The following is an 18,225-nucleotide window of genomic DNA, read 5'->3' on the forward strand; positions in this document are numbered from 1 at the left end:
CGGGCTAAACAAAACCCAAGATGTGGGTAAACTCGGTGGTTAGGATTGAGAATAGCTAGACGATACAAAGTAAAAAGCCATATTCGCCGAAACGAATATGGCTTTTTTGTAGGGTAATCGGTGGCTAAAGCGTTTCGCTTAGCGAATGATCATCTGGTCGCGTTCAGGTCCTACAGACACCATGCTCACACGCACGCCCATTAAGGCTTCGATGCGCTCAACATAATGTTGTGCCGCCTTTGGCAGGCTTTCGAAGGTGCGACAGCCAGTGATGTCTTCGCTCCAGCTTTCCATTTGCTCGTACACTGGGCTTAATGCCGCAGTTTGAGGCCAAATGGGGTTTTCAGTGTGCTCACCTTCGTAGGCTACACAGATTTTCAAATCTTTCATGCCAGTCAAGCAGTCAATCTTGGTCAGAGCAATTTCAGTCGCTGCTTGCAGTTCAACACCGTTACGAGTTGCAACCGCATCGAAGTAACCCATATCACGTGGACGACCCGTAGTTGCACCAAACTCGTTGGCATTTTTACGGAAATCATCCTGCTCTTCCATCGCAGTCACTAAGGTGCCTGTACCGACAGATGAGCTGAAAGCTTTCGCTACCGCAATCACACGCTCTGGACGCAGAGCCGGTAAACCACTACCCAGACCTGCGAAAGCCGCCGTCACGTTAGAAGAGGTAGTGTAAGGATACTCACCGTAAATCAAGTCACGACCCGCGCCTAATTGCGCTTCAAATAACAAGTTAGCATCTTGTTTTTGTAAGGCTTTTAATGGCTCTGTGACGTTGCAAATAAATGGGCGCCATGGGGCGGTCACATCCAACAACCATTGGGTCATTTCGGCGGCCGTTTGGCTAAAGTCACAGCTTGGGTACAGTGCTCTTAACTGGGGCAGTTTCCAGTCGAGCATAAATTGAATGCGTTCTTGCAGCACTTCGGGTTGGTTTAACCAGCCAACCAGAATACCTTTCTTCATTACGCGGTCGCCATAGGCTGGGGCAATCCCTTGACGGGTTGAACCATAGGCCAGATCGCCTAAACGTTGTTCTTCTAAGGTATCTTCCAGTGCATGGATAGGTAAGCACAGGGTCGCACGGTCAGAAATGCACAGTTTAACTTCAATGCCAGCCGCTTCGACTTCAGCGATTTCAACACTGAGTTTTTCAGGGCTGATCACCATGCCAGGGCCAAGTACTGCAACGCAGTTTGGATTGAAAATACCGCTAGGTAATTGGTGTAATTTAAAGGTGCCAAAGTCGTTAACGACCGTATGACCTGCGTTGTTACCGCCTTGGAAGCGGACACTCGCTGCAGCATCTGCGGCTAAATAATCTACGATTCGGCCTTTGCCTTCATCACCCCAATTTGCACCAACAACTACGATAGACGGCATAACATCATCTCCACAGGAATTAAGCGATTATGCTAGACCTGCTTAATGAATAAGAGAAATTAATTATAGTTATCGTCGTGATAAGGAAATCATATATCATAGGGTGAGCTGAATGGATGGAGATGAATGCGATGCTGGAACTTCATTGGTTAAAGACCTTCGTGACCTTAGCCGAGTGTAAGCACTTCGGAAAAGCGGCAGCAGCGCTGCATATGACGCAGCCTAATGTCAGCTTGCATATCAAACAACTGGAGCAGAATACTCGAGTTAAGTTGATTGAGCGCAATCCGTTTAGGCTAACTCAGGCGGGGTTTCGTTTACTCGAGAGTAGCCAGAAGACCTTGATGGAGCTGCAAGTGTGTCAGGCGGATCTCAATGCCATCAACGATCTCAGTCAAGGCACCTTGACCATAGCAGCCAGCGATATCATTTCGCGGTTGCTGCTTATTCAGCCATTTCAATTATTTAAAGCGGAATTCCCCGGGATTGATTTTTCCCTGCTCAATACCACGTCTTCCCAAGCCTCAGAATTAGTGACTAATGCCGAGGCGGATTTAGGCTTTGTGATCGCGCAAAAGGAGAGTCAGCCGCTGCATTTTACCGAGTTACAGCAAATCAAATGGTGTGCCCTTGGGGATAATTTGCAGCTGTGGCAGCAAAGCCAAGCCAGCCATGATATGCCCCACGCGGAGCGGCCGACTTTGATTCTGCTCGGCCATGATACTCGTACCCGCGAGTTGCTCGATCCCGCATTACCGACCTTAAATTTACCCCGTTATCGGATCATGGAAGTCGGTAGTGTGGATGCGCAAATCGATTGGGCCGAGGCGGGCTTTGGGGTAGCGATTGTGCCTGAGTTTTCAATTTACACTAAGACGCACTTAAAGAGTAAAGTCACGCCATTGCCACAGTTCCCGAGCACCAGTTTGGGTTACATAGTGCGGCAGAATCAGATCCTATCGAAGGCGATTAAGCAGCTGCTACATTGGGTGAACCAAGAGATTATCCGTACCCAAGGCAGCTAATGGCGGTTTGAAAGGTTACTTAGTGCTAAGCAGTTGTTGATACTGTCCATTGGCTTTTAACTGGGTTAAGCCCAGATCCAGCTCTTTAGCGAGTTGTGCGGCTTTGGGGTTTTCCTTCGAAAAGGCCAGATAAATCTCGCTGCTATGGTTATTAAAGGCGGGGATCACATCGTCACTGACGCCCATTTTTTGCAGGTTTTCCTGTGCGACTAAGTCGAACATGACCGCCGCATCGATTCGGCCAATCATCAACAGATTAATCAGTTGCTGTTGGTTGGCGACCGTGATGACATTCAGTTGGCGCTGTTTCACCAGTTCGGGAAACTCATCGCCATACTCATAACTTTTTATGACCCCGACTATGCTGCCTTTGGGAATTTCCCATTTATTGGCGGCGATGAGCGGGCGTTGTTTGCGTTGATAAAAAGAGGCTTTCGCCACAAATAGCGGCGTGTTACCAAACACAAAACGTTGCTCAGTACTCGCTTCGCGGGTCACGTTAAAGACTCCATCGACGGCACCTTTTTCGGCCATCATAAGGGCGCGGCTATAGGGCACGACTAGGCTGTTGACTTCCACTTGAGATTGCTTGAATGCCGCCGCGATAAGGCGATGGGAGATCCCTTGGCCAAACTGATTGGCGAACGGCGGCCAGCTGTCTTCGGCGGCTAAGGTGATGCTATGTCCTACGGCTTGTGGGTTACTTTGGCTTTCTTGGGCAAAGGAGGAGTGGGTTGTGGCAGAGAATAAAAATAGGCAAGCCGCAGTCAACAACGTCAGCGGGTTATTTATTACTCGCTGAAATTCATTCCTTGTTGGGCTGCAAACACGCATCTTACTTCCATATCATCCTATTCCTAATCGGAAATTTATATCATAAGTGCCTATAACGAACCTAATCATTTTGCGATTTGTGATGTGGCCGAGATTGTTTATGACAAAACGAGTTAGGCCATAAAACTGTGATCTTAAGTTGTGACTTTTGGTTTTTTAATTATTAGAATAATCTGATTGAAAAAAAACTAATGGAGTAAGTCATGGCGGATAAAGTCGTTGAAGTCACCACACATATGGGAAGCGGTTGGAAGGTTACGGCGCAGGTGCGTGAGCATTTGCTGATTATCGATCAACCCAGCGCGACCAATGAAGGAGCGAATCCCTTAGAGACTTTTTTATTTTCGCTCGGAGGCTGTATTTCGGCGATTGCTAAGATGGTTGCGCGTGAGCGAAATATCACCATTCACCAGTTCGATGTGCATGTCAGAGCCGTGATGAATTCGGCGGGATTACTAGGCCAGCCTTCGGATGATCCTGTGGGATTTAAAGAAATTGCCATCAATGCCAGCATTGATGCTGACTTAACCGATGCACAAAAGAGCGAGTTTTTAGATACTGTTTGTAACCGTTGCCCTGTCCACGACAATCTGCTGCGCCCAAGTTTAGTCACTCACCAAGTTCAGCACTAATCTCAAGATTAATTTCGATAGCGGCTTAAAAGCATAAACCCCAGAGTTTGCTGGGGTTTATGTCAATGGTTATCAGCTAGTCGCACTATCACGCATTATTTTTCGGAAAGTTGGCTAACACTAGCTCGGCGACTTTACGTAATTCTCCGGGGCATATGCCATTGGTGGCTTGCACTGCCATGCCTTGCAGCACTGTGCCTATATATCGAGACAGCAGCAGTGGATCGGCATCTGCGGGTAAATCGCCTTCATCCTTTGCCCGTTGCAGACGTTGGCATAGTGCCTGTTCACCGTCACGGCGGCGGGTGATTAAAGTCTCTTTAATGGCTTGCCCTGCTTCGCTACAGGCGAGGGCACCTTGTACTATCAGACAGCCTTGAGGGTGATTCTTATCCACCAAATTCGTTGCTGCGCCATAGAGCATGGATTCAGCCACTTGATAGGCGGTTTCTTTTTCAAGGGAAGGATAGAAAAACGCACAAGGGAGCTGCTCGTATAACTCGATCGCTTTCAGAAACAGCTGCTCTTTGTTACCGAAGGCGGCATACAGGCTGGGTTTGTTAATGCCCATGGCCTGAGTTAGGTCGGTTAACGATGTACCTTCAAAACCTTTTCGCCAGAAGACTTCCAAGGCTTTAGCTAATGCATCGTCGGCGTCGAAGGCTCGCGGGCGACCTACACAGGGCGTCTGGGTGACGGTTGACATCATTAGGCTCCTCAATTCTCAATTGCCCCTAGGATAGACATGGGTTTAGTTCATGTCCAGCCACACTTGCCTGCTGTCTGCGGGTTAGGTGAGTTACTCCCCCAAAAATACATCGTCCATTCGAGCCCACATAGCACGCTATCGGCGGCTAATCACCTCAAAGGCTTAACTAGCTATTTATTAAGCTGTCACAAATAATTAAATACTTATCGGTACAAAAATCTGTTGACAGGGTCATTTTACACTATATATTACCGCTCAGTACACAATATTTTTTACCAGTCGGTATTTATTGGTTTTGACCGAGTGTTATCACTGATGTCTGTTTTAAACGAGATAAATGCCTGCCACATGAGGATTGTAAGATGAAAAGTAACCAACCTTTACGGATATTGATGTTGACTGCCGTGGCGGCGTTTGTCCTTTCGGCCTGTGGTGAACCCGAAGCCCAGCAGGGGCAAGCACCGGGGGCACCTAAGGTCGATGTCGCGCAGGTATTGCATGAGCGCGTTACCGAGTGGGATGAATTTACTGGCCGTTTGCAGGCGCCAGAAAGTGTGACCTTAGTGCCACGCGTGTCTGGCTATATTGCCTCGGTCAACTTTAAAGAAGGCGCCTTAGTGAAAAAAGGCGATGTGCTATTCCATATCGATGCGAGTGTGTTTGAAGCGGAAGTGGCCCGGTTAAAAGCAGATCTTGCTAGCGCGCTCTCTGCTGAGCAACTGGCCACTAACGACTTAGAACGTGCCCGCAAACTCTTTGCCCAAAAGGCGGTATCTGCAGAATTACTCGATACCCGCGAGTCTAACAAACGCCAAACCACGGCGGCCGTAGCCTCTGTAAAAGCGGCGCTGCTGCGCGCCGAGCTGGACTTAGATTACACCCAAGTGCGCGCACCGATTGATGGCCGCGCCTCCTACGCCAATGTCACCGCGGGTAACTATGTGTCTGCGGGGCAGAGTGTGTTAACCAGCTTAGTGTCGACAGCCAGCATGTATGCCTACTTCGATGTGGATGAGCAAACCTATCTGAAATACGTCAAGTTAACCGCCGAGAAAAAGCGTAAAGACCCTCGTGCTGGCGACAATCCCGTGTATATGGCACTGGCCAACGAGCGCGAATATCAACACATAGGCCTAGTGGACTTTGTCGATAATTCGATGGACAGACAGACGGGCACTATTCGAGTACGTGCCACGTTTAGCAATGAAGACAACAGCTTGCTCCCTGGTCTGTTCGCCAGATTACGTACCGCCGGTAGCGGCGCCTACGACGGCATTTTAATCGACGATAAAGCCGTGGGCACGGATCTGAACAATAAGTTCGTGTTAGTGGTGGCAAACGATGGCACTGTGGAGTATCGCGGCGTCACCCTAGGTGAAAAAGTTCAAGGTTTACGTATTGTTAAGCAAGGTTTAGCGGCAGACGACAAAATCGTCGTCAATGGCATGCAAAGGGTTCGTCCTAAGATGCAAATTGAGCCACACCTGGTTGATATGGCCGACAGCGAACAGCTAGAGGCGCTTCGTCAAGCTCAATTACTGCTTGATAAACATCAAGAAAATATCACCACCCCAGACGTTGAAGTAGCGAGCCGCGGTTAAGGAATCCAACAGAATGTTGTCGCAGTTTTTTATTAAAAGACCGATATTTGCAGCCGTTCTCTCGCTGCTATTTTTTATCACAGGGGCGATTGCCGTCTGGCAATTACCCATTACCGAATACCCTGAAGTGGTGCCTCCGACGGTCGTGGTAACCGCCAACTACCCTGGCGCTAACCCTAAAGTTATTGCTGAAACGGTTGCCTCGCCCTTAGAGCAGGAAATCAACGGCGTCGAAGACATGCTGTATATGTCATCGCAGGCGACGTCCGATGGACGCATGACCTTGACCATCACCTTTGCCATTGGCACCGATGTGGACAGGGCGCAAACCCAAGTACAGAGCCGGGTTGACCGTGCTATGCCACGTTTACCGCAGGAAGTTCAACGCCTAGGGATTGTGACCGAAAAATCATCGCCAGACTTAACCATGGTGGTGCATTTACTGTCGCCGGATAACCGTTATGACATGCTGTATTTGTCTAACTACGCGGCGCTCAACGTAAAAGATGAGTTAGCACGCATCAAAGGCGTGGGCGCGGTGCGTTTATTCGGTGCGGGCGAATATAGTCTGCGGATCTGGCTTGACCCCAATAAAGTCTCGGCGCTTGGCATGTCGCCAGCTGAAATTATCGCCGCCGTACGTGAGCAAAATCAACAAGCGGCAGCGGGCAGTTTAGGGGCGCAGCCTAGTGGTAATGCCGACTTCCAACTCTTGATTAACGTTAAGGGTCGTCTGACTGAACTGTCAGAATTCGAAGACATTATCATCAAGGTCGGTCAAAACGGTGAGGTGATCCGTCTTAAGGATGTGGCCCGTGTAGAGCTCGGTGCAACGAGTTATGCGCTGCGTTCATTGCTGGATAACAAAGACGCGGTAGCGATCCCAGTGTTCCAAGCATCAGGCTCGAATGCGATTCAAATCTCCGATGATGTGCGCGCCGAAATGGCAAGACTGGCGAAGTCTTTCCCAGAAGGGCTGCAATACGAGATTGTCTACGACCCGACTGTGTTTGTGCGTGGCTCTATCCATGCGGTGGTGAAAACCCTGCTCGAAGCCGTGCTCTTAGTGGTGCTCGTGGTGGTGCTGTTCCTGCAGACTTGGCGCGCCTCGATTATTCCGCTGGTGGCCGTGCCTGTGTCTTTGGTGGGTACCTTCGCCTTTATGCACTTGATGGGCTTCTCGCTCAATGCGTTGTCGCTGTTTGGTCTGGTGCTGGCCATCGGGATTGTGGTCGACGATGCCATCGTGGTGGTAGAGAACGTGGAGCGAAATATCGCTTCGGGTTTAAGCCCCATTGCCGCAACACAAAAAGCCATGAAGGAAGTGACTGGGCCGATTGTGGCAACCACCTTAGTGTTGGCCGCGGTATTTATTCCGACCGCCTTTATGAGCGGATTAACCGGGCAGTTTTATAAGCAGTTCGCGCTGACTATCACGATTTCGACCTTTATTTCGGCCATTAACTCGCTCACCTTGAGCCCAGCGTTATCGGCATTGTTACTCAAGGGCCATGACGCGCCTAAAGATGCGCTCACTCGGTTAATGGATAAGCTGTTTGGTGGTTGGTTATTTACGCCATTCAATCGCTTATTCAACCGAGCATCAGAGGGTTATGGCTATTTAGTGCGTAAGGTGATCCGTTTTGGCGGCATTATCGGACTGGTGTATCTGGGTATGGTTGCGCTTACGGGCGTGCAATTTGTAAATACCCCAACGGGCTATGTGCCAGGACAGGATAAACAGTATTTAGTGGCATTTGCCCAATTACCGGATGCGGCCTCACTCGAGCGTACCGATGCGGTGATCAAGAAAATGTCCGACATCGCCTTAAATCACCCCGGTGTGGCGCACTCTATTGCCTTCCCCGGTCTGAGTATCAACGGTTTTACCAATAGTCCTAACTCGGGCGTGGTGTTTGTTGCCCTAGATGATTTTGAGTTACGTAAGAGTCCTGAACTGTCGGCTAATGCGATTGCCGGCCAATTAAATCAGCAATTTGCTGGTATTCAGGATGCGTTTATTGCCATCTTCCCGCCGCCACCTGTGCAAGGCCTCGGCACTATTGGAGGGTTCCGTCTGCAAATTCAAGACAGAGCCAACCTTGGTTATGAGGCCTTGTATCAGGTGACCCAACAAGTAATGTACAAGGCGTGGGCCGATCCACAATTAGCGGGGATTTTCTCCAGCTATCAAGTGAACGTGCCACAACTTGAACTGGATATCGATCGGACTAAAGCGAAACAGCAGGCAGTGTCGCTCGATCAAATTTTCCAGACATTACAAACCTATATGGGCTCGACCTATGTCAACGACTTCAATCGTTTCGGTCGAACCTATCAGGTGAATATGCAGGCCGACGAAGCCTTCCGTCAAAGCCCGCAGCAGATTAGTCAGCTAAAAGTGCCTAATGTTAATGGCGATATGATCCCACTCGGCTCCTTTATCAATGTGAGTCAGAGCGCGGGGCCAGATCGTGTAATGCACTATAACGGTTTCACCACGGCTGAGATTAACGGTGGCCCAGCACCCGGTGTGAGTTCGGGCCAAGCGCAGGCAGCGATTGAGAAAATCCTCGCCGAGACTTTGCCGATAGGCATGACCTACGAGTGGACTGAGCTGACCTATCAGCAGATCCTCGCCGGTAACACTGGTTTGTTAGTGTTCCCTCTGGTGATCCTACTGGTGTTTATGGTGCTGGCGGCGCAGTACGAGAGTTTGAGTCTACCATTGGCGATTATCTTAATCATTCCAATGACCTTGCTTTCGGCACTCAGTGGCGTGCTTATCTATGGCGGCGATAATAATATTTTCACCCAGATTGGTCTTATCGTCCTCGTGGGCTTAGCGACCAAGAACGCGATTCTGATTGTCGAATTTGCCAAGGAAAAACAAGACCATGGTATGGAAGTCATGGAGTCGATTCTCGAGGCGGCGCGCTTACGTTTACGCCCCATCTTGATGACCTCTATTGCCTTTATCATGGGGGTGGTGCCCATGGTGTTCTCAACGGGCGCGGGCGCCGAGATGCGTCAGGCCATGGGGGTAGCGGTATTTGCCGGTATGATAGGGGTGACACTGTTTGGTTTGATCCTGACGCCGCTATTTTACTACGCCCTCGCTAAACGCGGTCGCCGTAAATCGGAAGCGCTAACGGCTCAATAGTTAAGCCTATTTAAGCTGTTAACCTTAAAAAGACCTGCAAATGCAGGTCTTTTTTTTCGGCTTTAGCGGCTAAATATAACTGATCTAACTATAGTTAGATCAGTGCGTTAAATTAGGTAAATACGATGAATGCTTTTCAGCCTCAGGAAATCAGTATCAAAATTGATGTTCGGCATGCGTTGTTAGCCGTGGCGACGGCATTGGATTTTGTCGGCGTGGATGATTTACACCACGGTCATCGAGTGGCCTATATGGCCTATGAATGCGCCAATGTGTTGGGTTGGTCAGATGAAAAGAAGCAGTTTGCCTATTTTGCGGGGCTTATCCATGACTGTGGCGTGTCTTCCTCCGAGGAGCATTTACGCCTACTCAAATTAATGCAGCCAGAAGATGCCACCTCCCACAGCCGCCGTGGGTATGAGGCCTTAATGAAATGCCCCATACTTGACCGTTTCGCCTTAATCGTACTGTATCACCACACTCCTTGGCTTGAGCTGCAAACCCTGCATATTCCTGAGTTTGATCGTGATCTTGCTGCATTGGTGTTTCTGGCCGATCGGACCGATTTTCTGCGGGCGCGCTATACCCATGGTTGTCACCAAGAGCTAATTACCCTCCATGAAGGGTTGGTTGCGGATAATTTGCTAGCCCACAGTGGCGTGTTGTTCGAGCCTAATATGGTGGCGGCCATGTGCCAATTAGTCAGTAAAGACGGCTTTTGGTACAACATGGAGGCTGTCCATATCGAGCAAATGGCCCTCGAGTTTGAAGCGAATCAACTGTACGACAAACAGCTTGATCTCGAAGGCGTTAAGCAGATATCAAGATTTTTGGCACGGATTGTCGATGCCAAGAGTCCCTTTACTTTTCATCATTCGGACAAGGTTGCACTGCTGGCAAAACTGGTCGCTAAGGATTGTGGCATATCGGATACCGATGCCGAGTTATTGTATGTGGCTGGGCTGTTACACGATGTTGGCAAGCTCAAAACCCCCGATTTATTACTCCATAAGGAAGGCAAGCTGACCAAGGAGGAATACTCAATTATGAAGCGCCACACAGTCGATACCGACCACACCTTAAAGAGCTTTTTTCCTAAGTCTGTTATTGGTGAGTGGGCGTCAAACCACCATGAGCGTCTCGATGGCTCGGGTTATCCCTTTAGAAAAAGACAAGAACAGTTAGATTTACCTTCGCGGATCCTTGCACTCGTCGATGTGTTTCAAGCCTTAACCCAAAAGCGACCCTACCGTGGCTCCCTGTCCTTAAGTGAGGTGCTGGACATTATGTTGCCAATGGTTCAACAGGGTAAGTTGGACTCGAACGTTTATGATGTATTGCTAGCCGATGCCGATAATTTTTATCAACTCTCGACGCAAGAGTATGAGGACATCAAGTTATAAAGCTGAGCAAATGGTGACTCTAAATTAGTCACTGTCGGTGCTTTAGCACTATTTAAGTGTGGTGTTTTCATCTTTCTGCTGCCCGTTAGCACAACGGCCGTTGGGCGATAAGCCTTGCTCCTGTTTTAATTCTGCTAGATTGGGGCGGATTCTCGGTAAATGAATGATTTTCAACACCACGCAGATCCAAATCCTATACTGATATCGTATGACTAGATATGCCTATGTCTTGCAGCACTCTTGCCGTCACCTTTCGTTTGGGGTAACCAATGATATTAAATCGCGCTGTATTTACCTTGTTAGTCTGTATGGTGGTGCCCATGAGTATGGCCGCAGACCTCCAGATTCAGGTGGTAGACTCGCAACAAGTGGCGCTGGCCGATGCGGTTGTGGAACTTATCCCTGATGTGATGCCCGATAAAACGACCATTACTGATCATTATGAAATGTCACAAAAAAACCGTACCTTTATCCCCTTTGTGCTGGCAGTTCCTAGAGGAGCAAAAGTAGATTTTCCTAATCTGGATCGTACCCGCCACCATGTGTATTCCTTTTCCGAGGCCAAGCCGTTCGAGTTGAAACTCTATGTGGGTAAAGCCGAAGCGCCTATTCTGTTTGATAAACCTGGCCTAGTGGCGCTTGGCTGCAATATTCACGATTATATGCAAGCCTTTATTTATGTTGCAGATAGCCCCATTGTGGCGGTGGCTAACGAAAAAGGAGAGATCCAATTCAAGGCACTTATGGCCGGTCATTATAAAATCAAACTTTGGCATCCATGGCAGAAGGCCATGTCTGAGCCTAAGGACCTCAATTTGGCTGCCGAGACTCAAACACTCACGCTGGCATTGGATGTCGAGCGTCAGGCAAAACCTTCGGCTCCGCCATCGGGGTTTGGATCCTTCGATGCTAAATAGTTTCCGTGCTCGACTGATTTTAGTTTTCTTTACTGTGCTGACCCTAGTGCAGTTAGCCACGGCATTTTCAGTGTTGACGGCAACACAGAGAGATAACTTTTTACAGCAACAAAAGAGCCTTGAAATCGGCGCGAATGTGTTTCTCGAAGTGTTGTCGAATCGCGGTGCTCAACTCAGTCAAAGCTTATCTGTGCTCAGCGCCGATTTTGGTTTTAAGCGCGCGATTGCGACCAGAGAGCAAGAAACGATAGCGTCGGTATTATCCAATCATGGTGCCCGTATCGGTGCAGATGCAGCCATATTGTTGTCACCCAAGGGGGAACTGTTAACCTCAAGCCTGCCAGGGCTTACGCAGGATGATATTCAATCCCTATTTGAACTGGCCACCAGCAATACCAATGCCTTGGCGATTCTCGATTTTGACCATGCGAGTTATCAGTTTGTCCTTCAACCAGTCAAGGCGCCAACTCTGATAGCCTGGGTTGGTATGGGCTTTTTGTTAGATGAAAAAGTGGCTAGCCAAGCCAAAGCCATCACAGGGATTGATGTTAGCTTTGTTAATCAGACCAATGGCAGGACTGAAATCGCCTCCACCTTATCCAGCGCCGAACAGCAGAGTGTGCTTGCGCAGAAAAACCGCTTCCCCAGCCTGTTAACTATGCCCAGCGAGTATATTCCTGCGGACTACTTATCCATGGCAATCAAGCTATATGAGCATAATGGTCGCCAGTTGGCGCTGCTGCACCAGTCAAACCTCAAGTGGCAGCAAAGTTATCTGCATTTACGCAATAACATGCTGCTGATCTTTGCGTTGACGCTGGCATTGGCGATTGCCATTGCCATTTGGTTGTCGGGCAGTTTGACTGAGCCCGTTCATCGATTGGTGCAGTATGCCCGTAAAATTGGTCAGGGACTGCAGCCTGAGAGCATTCAGGGGGCGCCTGCGGAATTGCGGGTATTGGCCAACAGTTTGTCTTTGATGCGGGAGGATATTGAGGCGCGCGAAAAGGATTTGCTGTATCAGTCGCGCCACGACAGTTTGACAGGCTTGCTGAATCGTTTCGCGGCAAAACAGCATTTAACCGATCTTAACCAAGATCTCTCTGGCACTATCGTATTGCTGGATATCAAGCATTTTCGCCATATCAACGACATTATCGGTTTTGCTAACGCCGATAGCTTATTGCTGCTGTTTGCCCGCCGTTTGGAACAGCTGGCGCCCACAGCCGATATGCTGGCACGATTGGATGGTGATTCGTTTTTGCTCTTGTATCGCCAAGGAATTGGGGGCGATCAATTACTGAAATTCTTGGATATGCTAGAAGCTCCCTTTCCTATCCAAGGTTCCAATATTTCGCTGACGGTGCGAGCAGGGCTGCTCGAAATTGATGCCAATGGTGCCGACATTGATGTGTTGCTGCGCCGCGCCGAAATTGCCCTCAACCAGGCCTGCCTTCAGGAACTGCGAATCGTTAGTTATCGTGAGGGCGACGATGAAAAGTACCAGCGAGAACTCACACTTATCCGTGATTTGCCTATTGGTTTGGCGCAGGACCAGCTCTATTTGGTGTTTCAGCCCAAGGTTAATTTGCCGCTCAATCAATGTACTGGTGCCGAAGCACTTATCCGTTGGCAACATCCTACTCTGGGTTTTATCCCGCCGGATGAGTTTATTCAACTCGCTGAAAACTCTGGCAACATTGATATTGTCAGCCAATGGGTATTGAAGCAGGCCATCAAACAGTTGGTGACATGGCAGCAGCAGGGCCTAGCGCTGAAGTTGGCGATTAACCTGTCTGCCCACGATTTACTGGATACTCGTTTACCAAATCAAATTGCCAACTTGTTAAAGGACAATCATCTGCAACCCGGTGCACTCTGCATCGAGGTCACCGAAGGCGCCGTGATGAAAGATGCGCAAACCGTTGTGGGGGTCTTGCAACGATTCCGCGATATGGGGGTCTCGGTTGCGATTGATGATTTTGGCACCGGACATTCATCACTGGCGTATTTGAAATTATTACCCGTTGATGAAGTGAAGATTGATCGTAGCTTTATCCAGAATATGCACTTGAACAGTCAGGATGCCATGATAGTCAATACCAGCATTCAATTGATCCATGGCCTCGGTTTTAGCGTTGTGGCTGAAGGTGTTGAAGAGCGAGAAGGTGTTGATATTCTTCGTCATCTCAACTGCGATCTGATCCAGGGCTATGTGTATTCCAAGCCGTTAAAAGCGGCTGAGTTTGACCAGTGGTTTGAAGCATTTAATAGTAGCAGCAAATAAGAAAACGCCGACTGGCGTCATCATCGCCCTCTAATGCAAGCAATCGCGTATTGAGTGAGTATGTCCATGAACACAATGAAGTTGAGCTTATCGACTCGGCGCTATACTAGGGCGCTGCTTTGTCTGTTTTGCCCGCTTTGGTTAGGTGGCATTGCGCCAGTTGTGGCTGAGGGTAGCCGTGTGATCGCCACTGGCGGCGCGTCAATGATAGAGGGCAGTGCTGGCGGTGGCATAGTGCCTTGGGCCGTGATCAACGGTTATGGCAGTAGTGATGAGTGGTCGGCAACGGCCATGGCCACGGGTGTTTATGTCGATGATTTTACGCTAAAAGTGATGGGCGCCTCGTTAAGTTATGACAATCGGTTTGAGCTCAGTTTGGCAAGGCAAACCTTTGACTTGGATACTCTGGGCGGCGAGCTTGGCCAGGATATTGTGGGGTTCAAATACAAGCTTGCCGGCGAGTTGTTATATACCGCCATGCCACAAATCACCTTGGGCGCACAGTATAAAAAAGTGGATGACTTTAGCCTTCCTCAGGCGGTTGGCGCGCGGGATGATTGGGGTTTAGATATATATGCCGCAGCCAGTAAAGTGTTTTTTGATACGGTAGCGGGTCGTAATTTGTTACTCAATGCCACAGTGCGCGCGACCAAAGCCAATCAAACTGGCTTATTAGGGTTTGGCACTGAGGCCAGTAACGATTACCACTTTATGTTGGAAGCCTCTGCTGCGTTACTGCTCACCGATAATCTGGCACTGGGTATTGAATATCGTCAAAAACCGAACGAACTGGGATTTGCTCGAGAGGATGATTGGCAGGACATATTTTTAGCTTGGTTTATCAATAAGCATCTGTCAGTGGTCACGGCCTATGCCGATTTAGGCTGCATTGCGGGTTTTGAGCATCAGCAGGGCTGGTATCTGTCGTTGGAGGGCGCGCTATGAGTCATTTTCGCAAGTTTCTCGCACACTTAACCACGGCACTTTTAATCACAGCACTTCCAATCTCGACAGTTTTACTTGCTGGCTGCGCCCAATCTGATCCTAACACCCCATCACCTAGTGCGAACGCCAGTCCTACAACCTTGTATCAGGCCCTCGGTGATGATTCGGGCGTTTCGGCTATCGTTGATGGCTTGCTTGCGCGTATCGCGCGGGATCCCCGCATTGTGCACCACTTCGATGAAACGGATATTGCCATCTTTCGCGAGCGTCTTATCGAACATTTGTGCGCTGTCACGGATGGTGGCTGCGTCTATCAAGGCGAAAACATGGCAGACAGCCATAAAGGTTTGAATATCACTCAGGCCGATTTTGATGCTTTAGTCGGGCATTTGATTGAATCGATGAAGGAACAGCATATTTCAACATCGACCCGCAATGCGCTGCTGAAGCGCCTTGCGCCCATGTATTCCGAGGTGACGTATCAGTAACGGCTCGCTAACTCGTTCGTGTGGGTGATGCAGTTAAGGCTGGGGATAAATTGGCATTAACGTAACAATGACTCTTCTATCGGATGAAAGCAGCTAGCCGCCTCCATCAGAGATTTTGCCGTGAGGGAGGGCACGCCATACACCTCAGCCTCGATGGCGTATTTTTGCCTTATCTTATCGAGCAAAAGGGCAAAGTCTCCATCGCCAGACAGCAAGATTACAGTATCCACCTCGGGCGCCATTTCCAGCACATCTATGGTGATGCCCACATCCCAATCACCCTTTGCCGAACCATCACTGCGCTGAATAAAGGGCTTAAGTTTTAGCTCAAAACCAATATGTCTCAGCGCATCTTGAAATTTTAACTGGCCATCGTCCCCGCGATGAATGGCGTAGGCGATGGCGCTGACAATCTCACCCTGCGCGCTTAACTGTTGCCAGAGTTTGCAATAGTTAAACTGGCGCTGATAAGCCTCACGGCAGGTGTAGTAGATGTTTTGCACGTCGACAAAGAGGGCGATTCTTTTCAAGGGATTATGGTTATCAGTTGGGTGACTCTGCGCACTATAGCACAGCAAGGCGGCGAATGGCGCGAGCAGGCAAAACTGCAATGGGTCTAAAAGGGAGTAGCCGTGTGTAGCTGCGCTTAATGGATTTTTAGCTAGTTTAAATTGTTGTTTATCTAAAATATTGCGCCGGGGTGGTGCCGGTATATTGTTTAAAAAAGCTGATAAAGGCGCTATCGCTGGAAAACTGTAAGTTAAATCCTACCTGCGCCACCGAGGCGCCCGCAGCTAATTGCTCAATAGCTGATAGCAAGCGCCATTGCTGCCGCCACGCCTGATAAGCCATGCCCGTTTCGTTGCTAAAAATACGGCTGATGGTGCGTTCGCTGGCGCCGATTTCAATGGCCATGTCTTGCAAGCTGGCGGGGATTTTTTGCTGTTGTTGCAATTGCTTAAGCCAGTTCTGCAGCCGTTTGTCCTTGGGCAGGGGTAAGCTTAAATTCTGTGCATCCGCATGGAGTAACTCTTCAATCAGCAGGGCAAAGGCATTGTGCTGGCTGTGTCTGGATTTGTCCCAAGGCCAAAAGGACATAGTGTCGATTAACGCTTTGAGTAACGGATTCACATGGAAAATCGTGACGTTATCCGGCAAAGACGCCACGGTTTCAGGCTCAAAGTAGAGTGAACGATAGGCCACTACATCGCGCATTGTGACTTGGTGTACCACACCTGCGGGCAGCCAAGCTGCACGGGTTGGCGGCAATACGACTTGAGTATCGGCTAAGGTAAACCGCATACATCCCGCCGATGAGTAGAGCAGCTGAGCCTTGCGATGCTGATGTACGCCTGAGTCATGTTCGCCAATTTCGGCGGCAATGCCTATCACTAGGTTGTCTAAGGCATCGGGATTAAATTGCTGCTCGGGTTGAATAAAGGCCATGTTGTCTTATTTTTGATGTTTTTTGTCTAAGTGTCGTTAATTGTCACTTGGGGATCCTATCTATACTGCGCCCTCTTTGACAAGTATGGAGCGCCGTTTTGGTTTATCGGTTAACACTGAAAGGCTAAAACGCAGATAAAAATCATGAAAATAAAACCACCACTCTGGCTGTGCGTGCTGTTGATGATGTTTCCGCAAATTATGGAAACCATCTATAGCCCGGCTTTGCCAAATATTGCAGAAAACTTTGCGGTGTCTGTTACCAGCGCCTCGCAAACCTTATCCGTGTACTTCATCGCCTTTGCTGTAGGCGTATTTTGCTGGGGTCGTTTAGCTGACATTATTGGTCGCCGTAACGCCATGCTTGCGGGCTTAGTCTGTTATGCCATTGGTTCAGCCTTCGCGTTGATGATTAGCGACTTTACTCTGCTGTTGCTGGCGCGCATATTATCGGCCTTTGGTGCCGCGGTTGGCTCTGTCATTACTCAAACCATGATGCGTGACAGTTACAGCGGGGAGGAATTGGCCAAAGTCTTTTCGGTGATGGGCATGTCTCTTGGGATCAGCCCGATTATCGGATTGCTATTGGGGAGTCTCCTCAGTGCTTATTGGGGATATCAAGGTGTGTTTGTCGCCCTGATGGTTTCTGCCATAGTGTTGTTGTTTTTGTCGTTAAAATCTTTGCCCGAAACGAGGCCTGCACATACCCAAAAAATCGCGATAGTTGAGTTAGCTATCAAGATGCTTACCGACAGTGGGATAATTAAAAACACCTTGCTGGTGGCCTCATTTAACTTGATGTGGTTTAGCTACTTTTCATTGGCGCCATTTATGTTTGAGGCGCAAGGATTGTCGACGCTTGCCTTCGGGATGAGTGGGTTGTTATTGGGCCTTGGCGCATTCCTTGGCAGTTATTTTAATAAACTATTACTAGGCAGAGGTTACTCCAGTGCACTATTAGTGCGGTTAGCAAGCCTTATTGCACTATTCGGAGGACTTGGTATTTGGCTGTTCCAATCGACAGATATTGGCTTGGATAATGTTTACTTCTTACTACCCATGCTGTTGATTGTGATTGCTTATGGGATAGCGATTCCGAACATACTCAGTTCGGCGCTGGCAAACTACCGCGCTTATGCTGGTTCTGCTGGCGCGCTGTTTGGACTGTTTTATTACATTCTGTTGGGGCTAGGTTTAGGCGCTGCAGGCATGGTTAGCCATCTTGGGGGCGTGATTAGCTTCGCGGCGCTGCTTTGTGTGGGGCTTGGTTTGACGAGCTTGACTAACTTGAAGAGCTTGACTGGGCGAAGAGGGAGCGGTTCTCAGACTTAAATAAAAAAGCCAAGGGGCAATGAGTCCCTTGGCTTTATGATTTTAACA

At 49.0% G+C, this 18,225-nt stretch carries 15 protein-coding genes; 10 read left to right on the forward strand and 5 right to left on the reverse strand.

All coding sequences use genetic code 11. The features are described 5' to 3' along the window. Positions 1 to 138: 138 nt before the first annotated feature. Positions 139 to 1,395: an adenylosuccinate synthase gene (locus SHEWMR4_RS05585; RefSeq protein WP_011621859.1), complete on the reverse strand. Its 1,257-nt coding sequence runs from the start codon at positions 1,393 to 1,395 to the stop codon at positions 139 to 141. Positions 1,396 to 1,526: 131 nt separating this feature from the next. Here SHEWMR4_RS05585 and SHEWMR4_RS05590 point away from each other — a divergent pair, with 131 nt between their 5' ends. Further along, complete coding sequence (locus SHEWMR4_RS05590; RefSeq protein ID WP_041408992.1) at positions 1,527 to 2,420, forward strand: LysR family transcriptional regulator; 894 nt, start codon at positions 1,527 to 1,529, stop codon at positions 2,418 to 2,420. Positions 2,421 to 2,435: 15 nt separating this feature from the next. Here the strand turns inward: SHEWMR4_RS05590 and SHEWMR4_RS05595 are convergent, their stop codons facing one another. Next, on the reverse strand, positions 2,436 to 3,254 hold the full coding sequence (locus SHEWMR4_RS05595; RefSeq protein ID WP_011621861.1) for a substrate-binding periplasmic protein: 819 nt from the start codon (positions 3,252 to 3,254) through the stop codon (positions 2,436 to 2,438). A 203-nt stretch (positions 3,255 to 3,457) separates the two neighbouring features. Here SHEWMR4_RS05595 and SHEWMR4_RS05600 point away from each other — a divergent pair, with 203 nt between their 5' ends. Next, positions 3,458 to 3,886 carry an OsmC family protein gene (locus SHEWMR4_RS05600; RefSeq protein WP_011621862.1) on the forward strand — a complete coding sequence of 143 codons (429 nt, stop codon included), beginning with the start codon at positions 3,458 to 3,460 and terminating at the stop codon, positions 3,884 to 3,886. Positions 3,887 to 3,974: 88 nt separating this feature from the next. On the opposite strand, the gene SHEWMR4_RS05605 is transcribed toward SHEWMR4_RS05600, so the two are convergent. Further along, a complete protein-coding gene (locus tag SHEWMR4_RS05605) occupies positions 3,975 to 4,595 on the reverse strand; it encodes a TetR/AcrR family transcriptional regulator (RefSeq protein ID WP_011621863.1) in 621 nt (206 codons plus the stop codon). A gap of 362 nt (positions 4,596 to 4,957) precedes the next feature. Here SHEWMR4_RS05605 and SHEWMR4_RS05610 point away from each other — a divergent pair, with 362 nt between their 5' ends. The 7 genes from SHEWMR4_RS05610 (at position 4,958) to SHEWMR4_RS05640 (ending at position 15,399) form a co-directional block, all read left to right on the forward strand. Next, complete coding sequence (locus SHEWMR4_RS05610; protein ID WP_011621864.1) at positions 4,958 to 6,196, forward strand: efflux RND transporter periplasmic adaptor subunit; 1,239 nt, start codon at positions 4,958 to 4,960, stop codon at positions 6,194 to 6,196. Positions 6,197 to 6,209: 13 nt separating this feature from the next. After that, complete coding sequence (locus tag SHEWMR4_RS05615) at positions 6,210 to 9,359, forward strand: efflux RND transporter permease subunit (RefSeq protein WP_011621865.1); 3,150 nt, start codon at positions 6,210 to 6,212, stop codon at positions 9,357 to 9,359. Between the two features lie 125 nt (positions 9,360 to 9,484). Then, positions 9,485 to 10,762, forward strand: a complete 1,278-nt coding sequence (locus tag SHEWMR4_RS05620) for an HD-GYP domain-containing protein (RefSeq protein WP_011621866.1) — start codon at positions 9,485 to 9,487, stop codon at positions 10,760 to 10,762. Between the two features lie 269 nt (positions 10,763 to 11,031). Next, positions 11,032 to 11,679, forward strand: coding sequence for a methylamine utilization protein (locus SHEWMR4_RS05625; RefSeq protein ID WP_011621867.1), 648 nt, complete (start codon positions 11,032 to 11,034; stop codon positions 11,677 to 11,679). Next, a complete protein-coding gene (locus SHEWMR4_RS05630) occupies positions 11,669 to 13,966 on the forward strand; it encodes an EAL domain-containing protein (RefSeq protein ID WP_011621868.1) in 2,298 nt (765 codons plus the stop codon). The genes SHEWMR4_RS05625 and SHEWMR4_RS05630 overlap by 11 nt, the downstream gene beginning before the upstream one ends. Positions 13,967 to 14,032: 66 nt before the next feature. Further along, a complete protein-coding gene (locus tag SHEWMR4_RS05635) occupies positions 14,033 to 14,911 on the forward strand; it encodes a DUF3034 family protein (RefSeq protein ID WP_011621869.1) in 879 nt (292 codons plus the stop codon). After that, positions 14,908 to 15,399, forward strand: a complete 492-nt coding sequence (locus SHEWMR4_RS05640; protein ID WP_011621870.1) for a group I truncated hemoglobin — start codon at positions 14,908 to 14,910, stop codon at positions 15,397 to 15,399. The genes SHEWMR4_RS05635 and SHEWMR4_RS05640 overlap by 4 nt, the downstream gene beginning before the upstream one ends. A 56-nt stretch (positions 15,400 to 15,455) precedes the next feature. Here SHEWMR4_RS05640 and SHEWMR4_RS05645 read toward each other — a convergent pair whose 3' ends face one another. Next, positions 15,456 to 15,929 (reverse strand): NYN domain-containing protein, encoded by a 474-nt coding sequence (locus SHEWMR4_RS05645; RefSeq protein ID WP_041408994.1) that lies wholly within the window; start codon positions 15,927 to 15,929, stop codon positions 15,456 to 15,458. 148 nt (positions 15,930 to 16,077) lie between these two features. Beyond that, positions 16,078 to 16,845, reverse strand: coding sequence for an AraC family transcriptional regulator (locus tag SHEWMR4_RS05650; RefSeq protein ID WP_011621872.1), 768 nt, complete (start codon positions 16,843 to 16,845; stop codon positions 16,078 to 16,080). Positions 16,846 to 16,989: 144 nt separating this feature from the next. Here SHEWMR4_RS05650 and SHEWMR4_RS05655 point away from each other — a divergent pair, with 144 nt between their 5' ends. Next, positions 16,990 to 18,177, forward strand: a complete 1,188-nt coding sequence (locus tag SHEWMR4_RS05655) for a multidrug effflux MFS transporter (RefSeq protein ID WP_011621873.1) — start codon at positions 16,990 to 16,992, stop codon at positions 18,175 to 18,177. Positions 18,178 to 18,225: the final 48 nt, after the last annotated feature.

Origin of the sequence: Shewanella sp. MR-4 (genome assembly GCF_000014685.1) — a bacterium.
GTDB lineage: Bacteria > Pseudomonadota > Gammaproteobacteria > Enterobacterales > Shewanellaceae > Shewanella.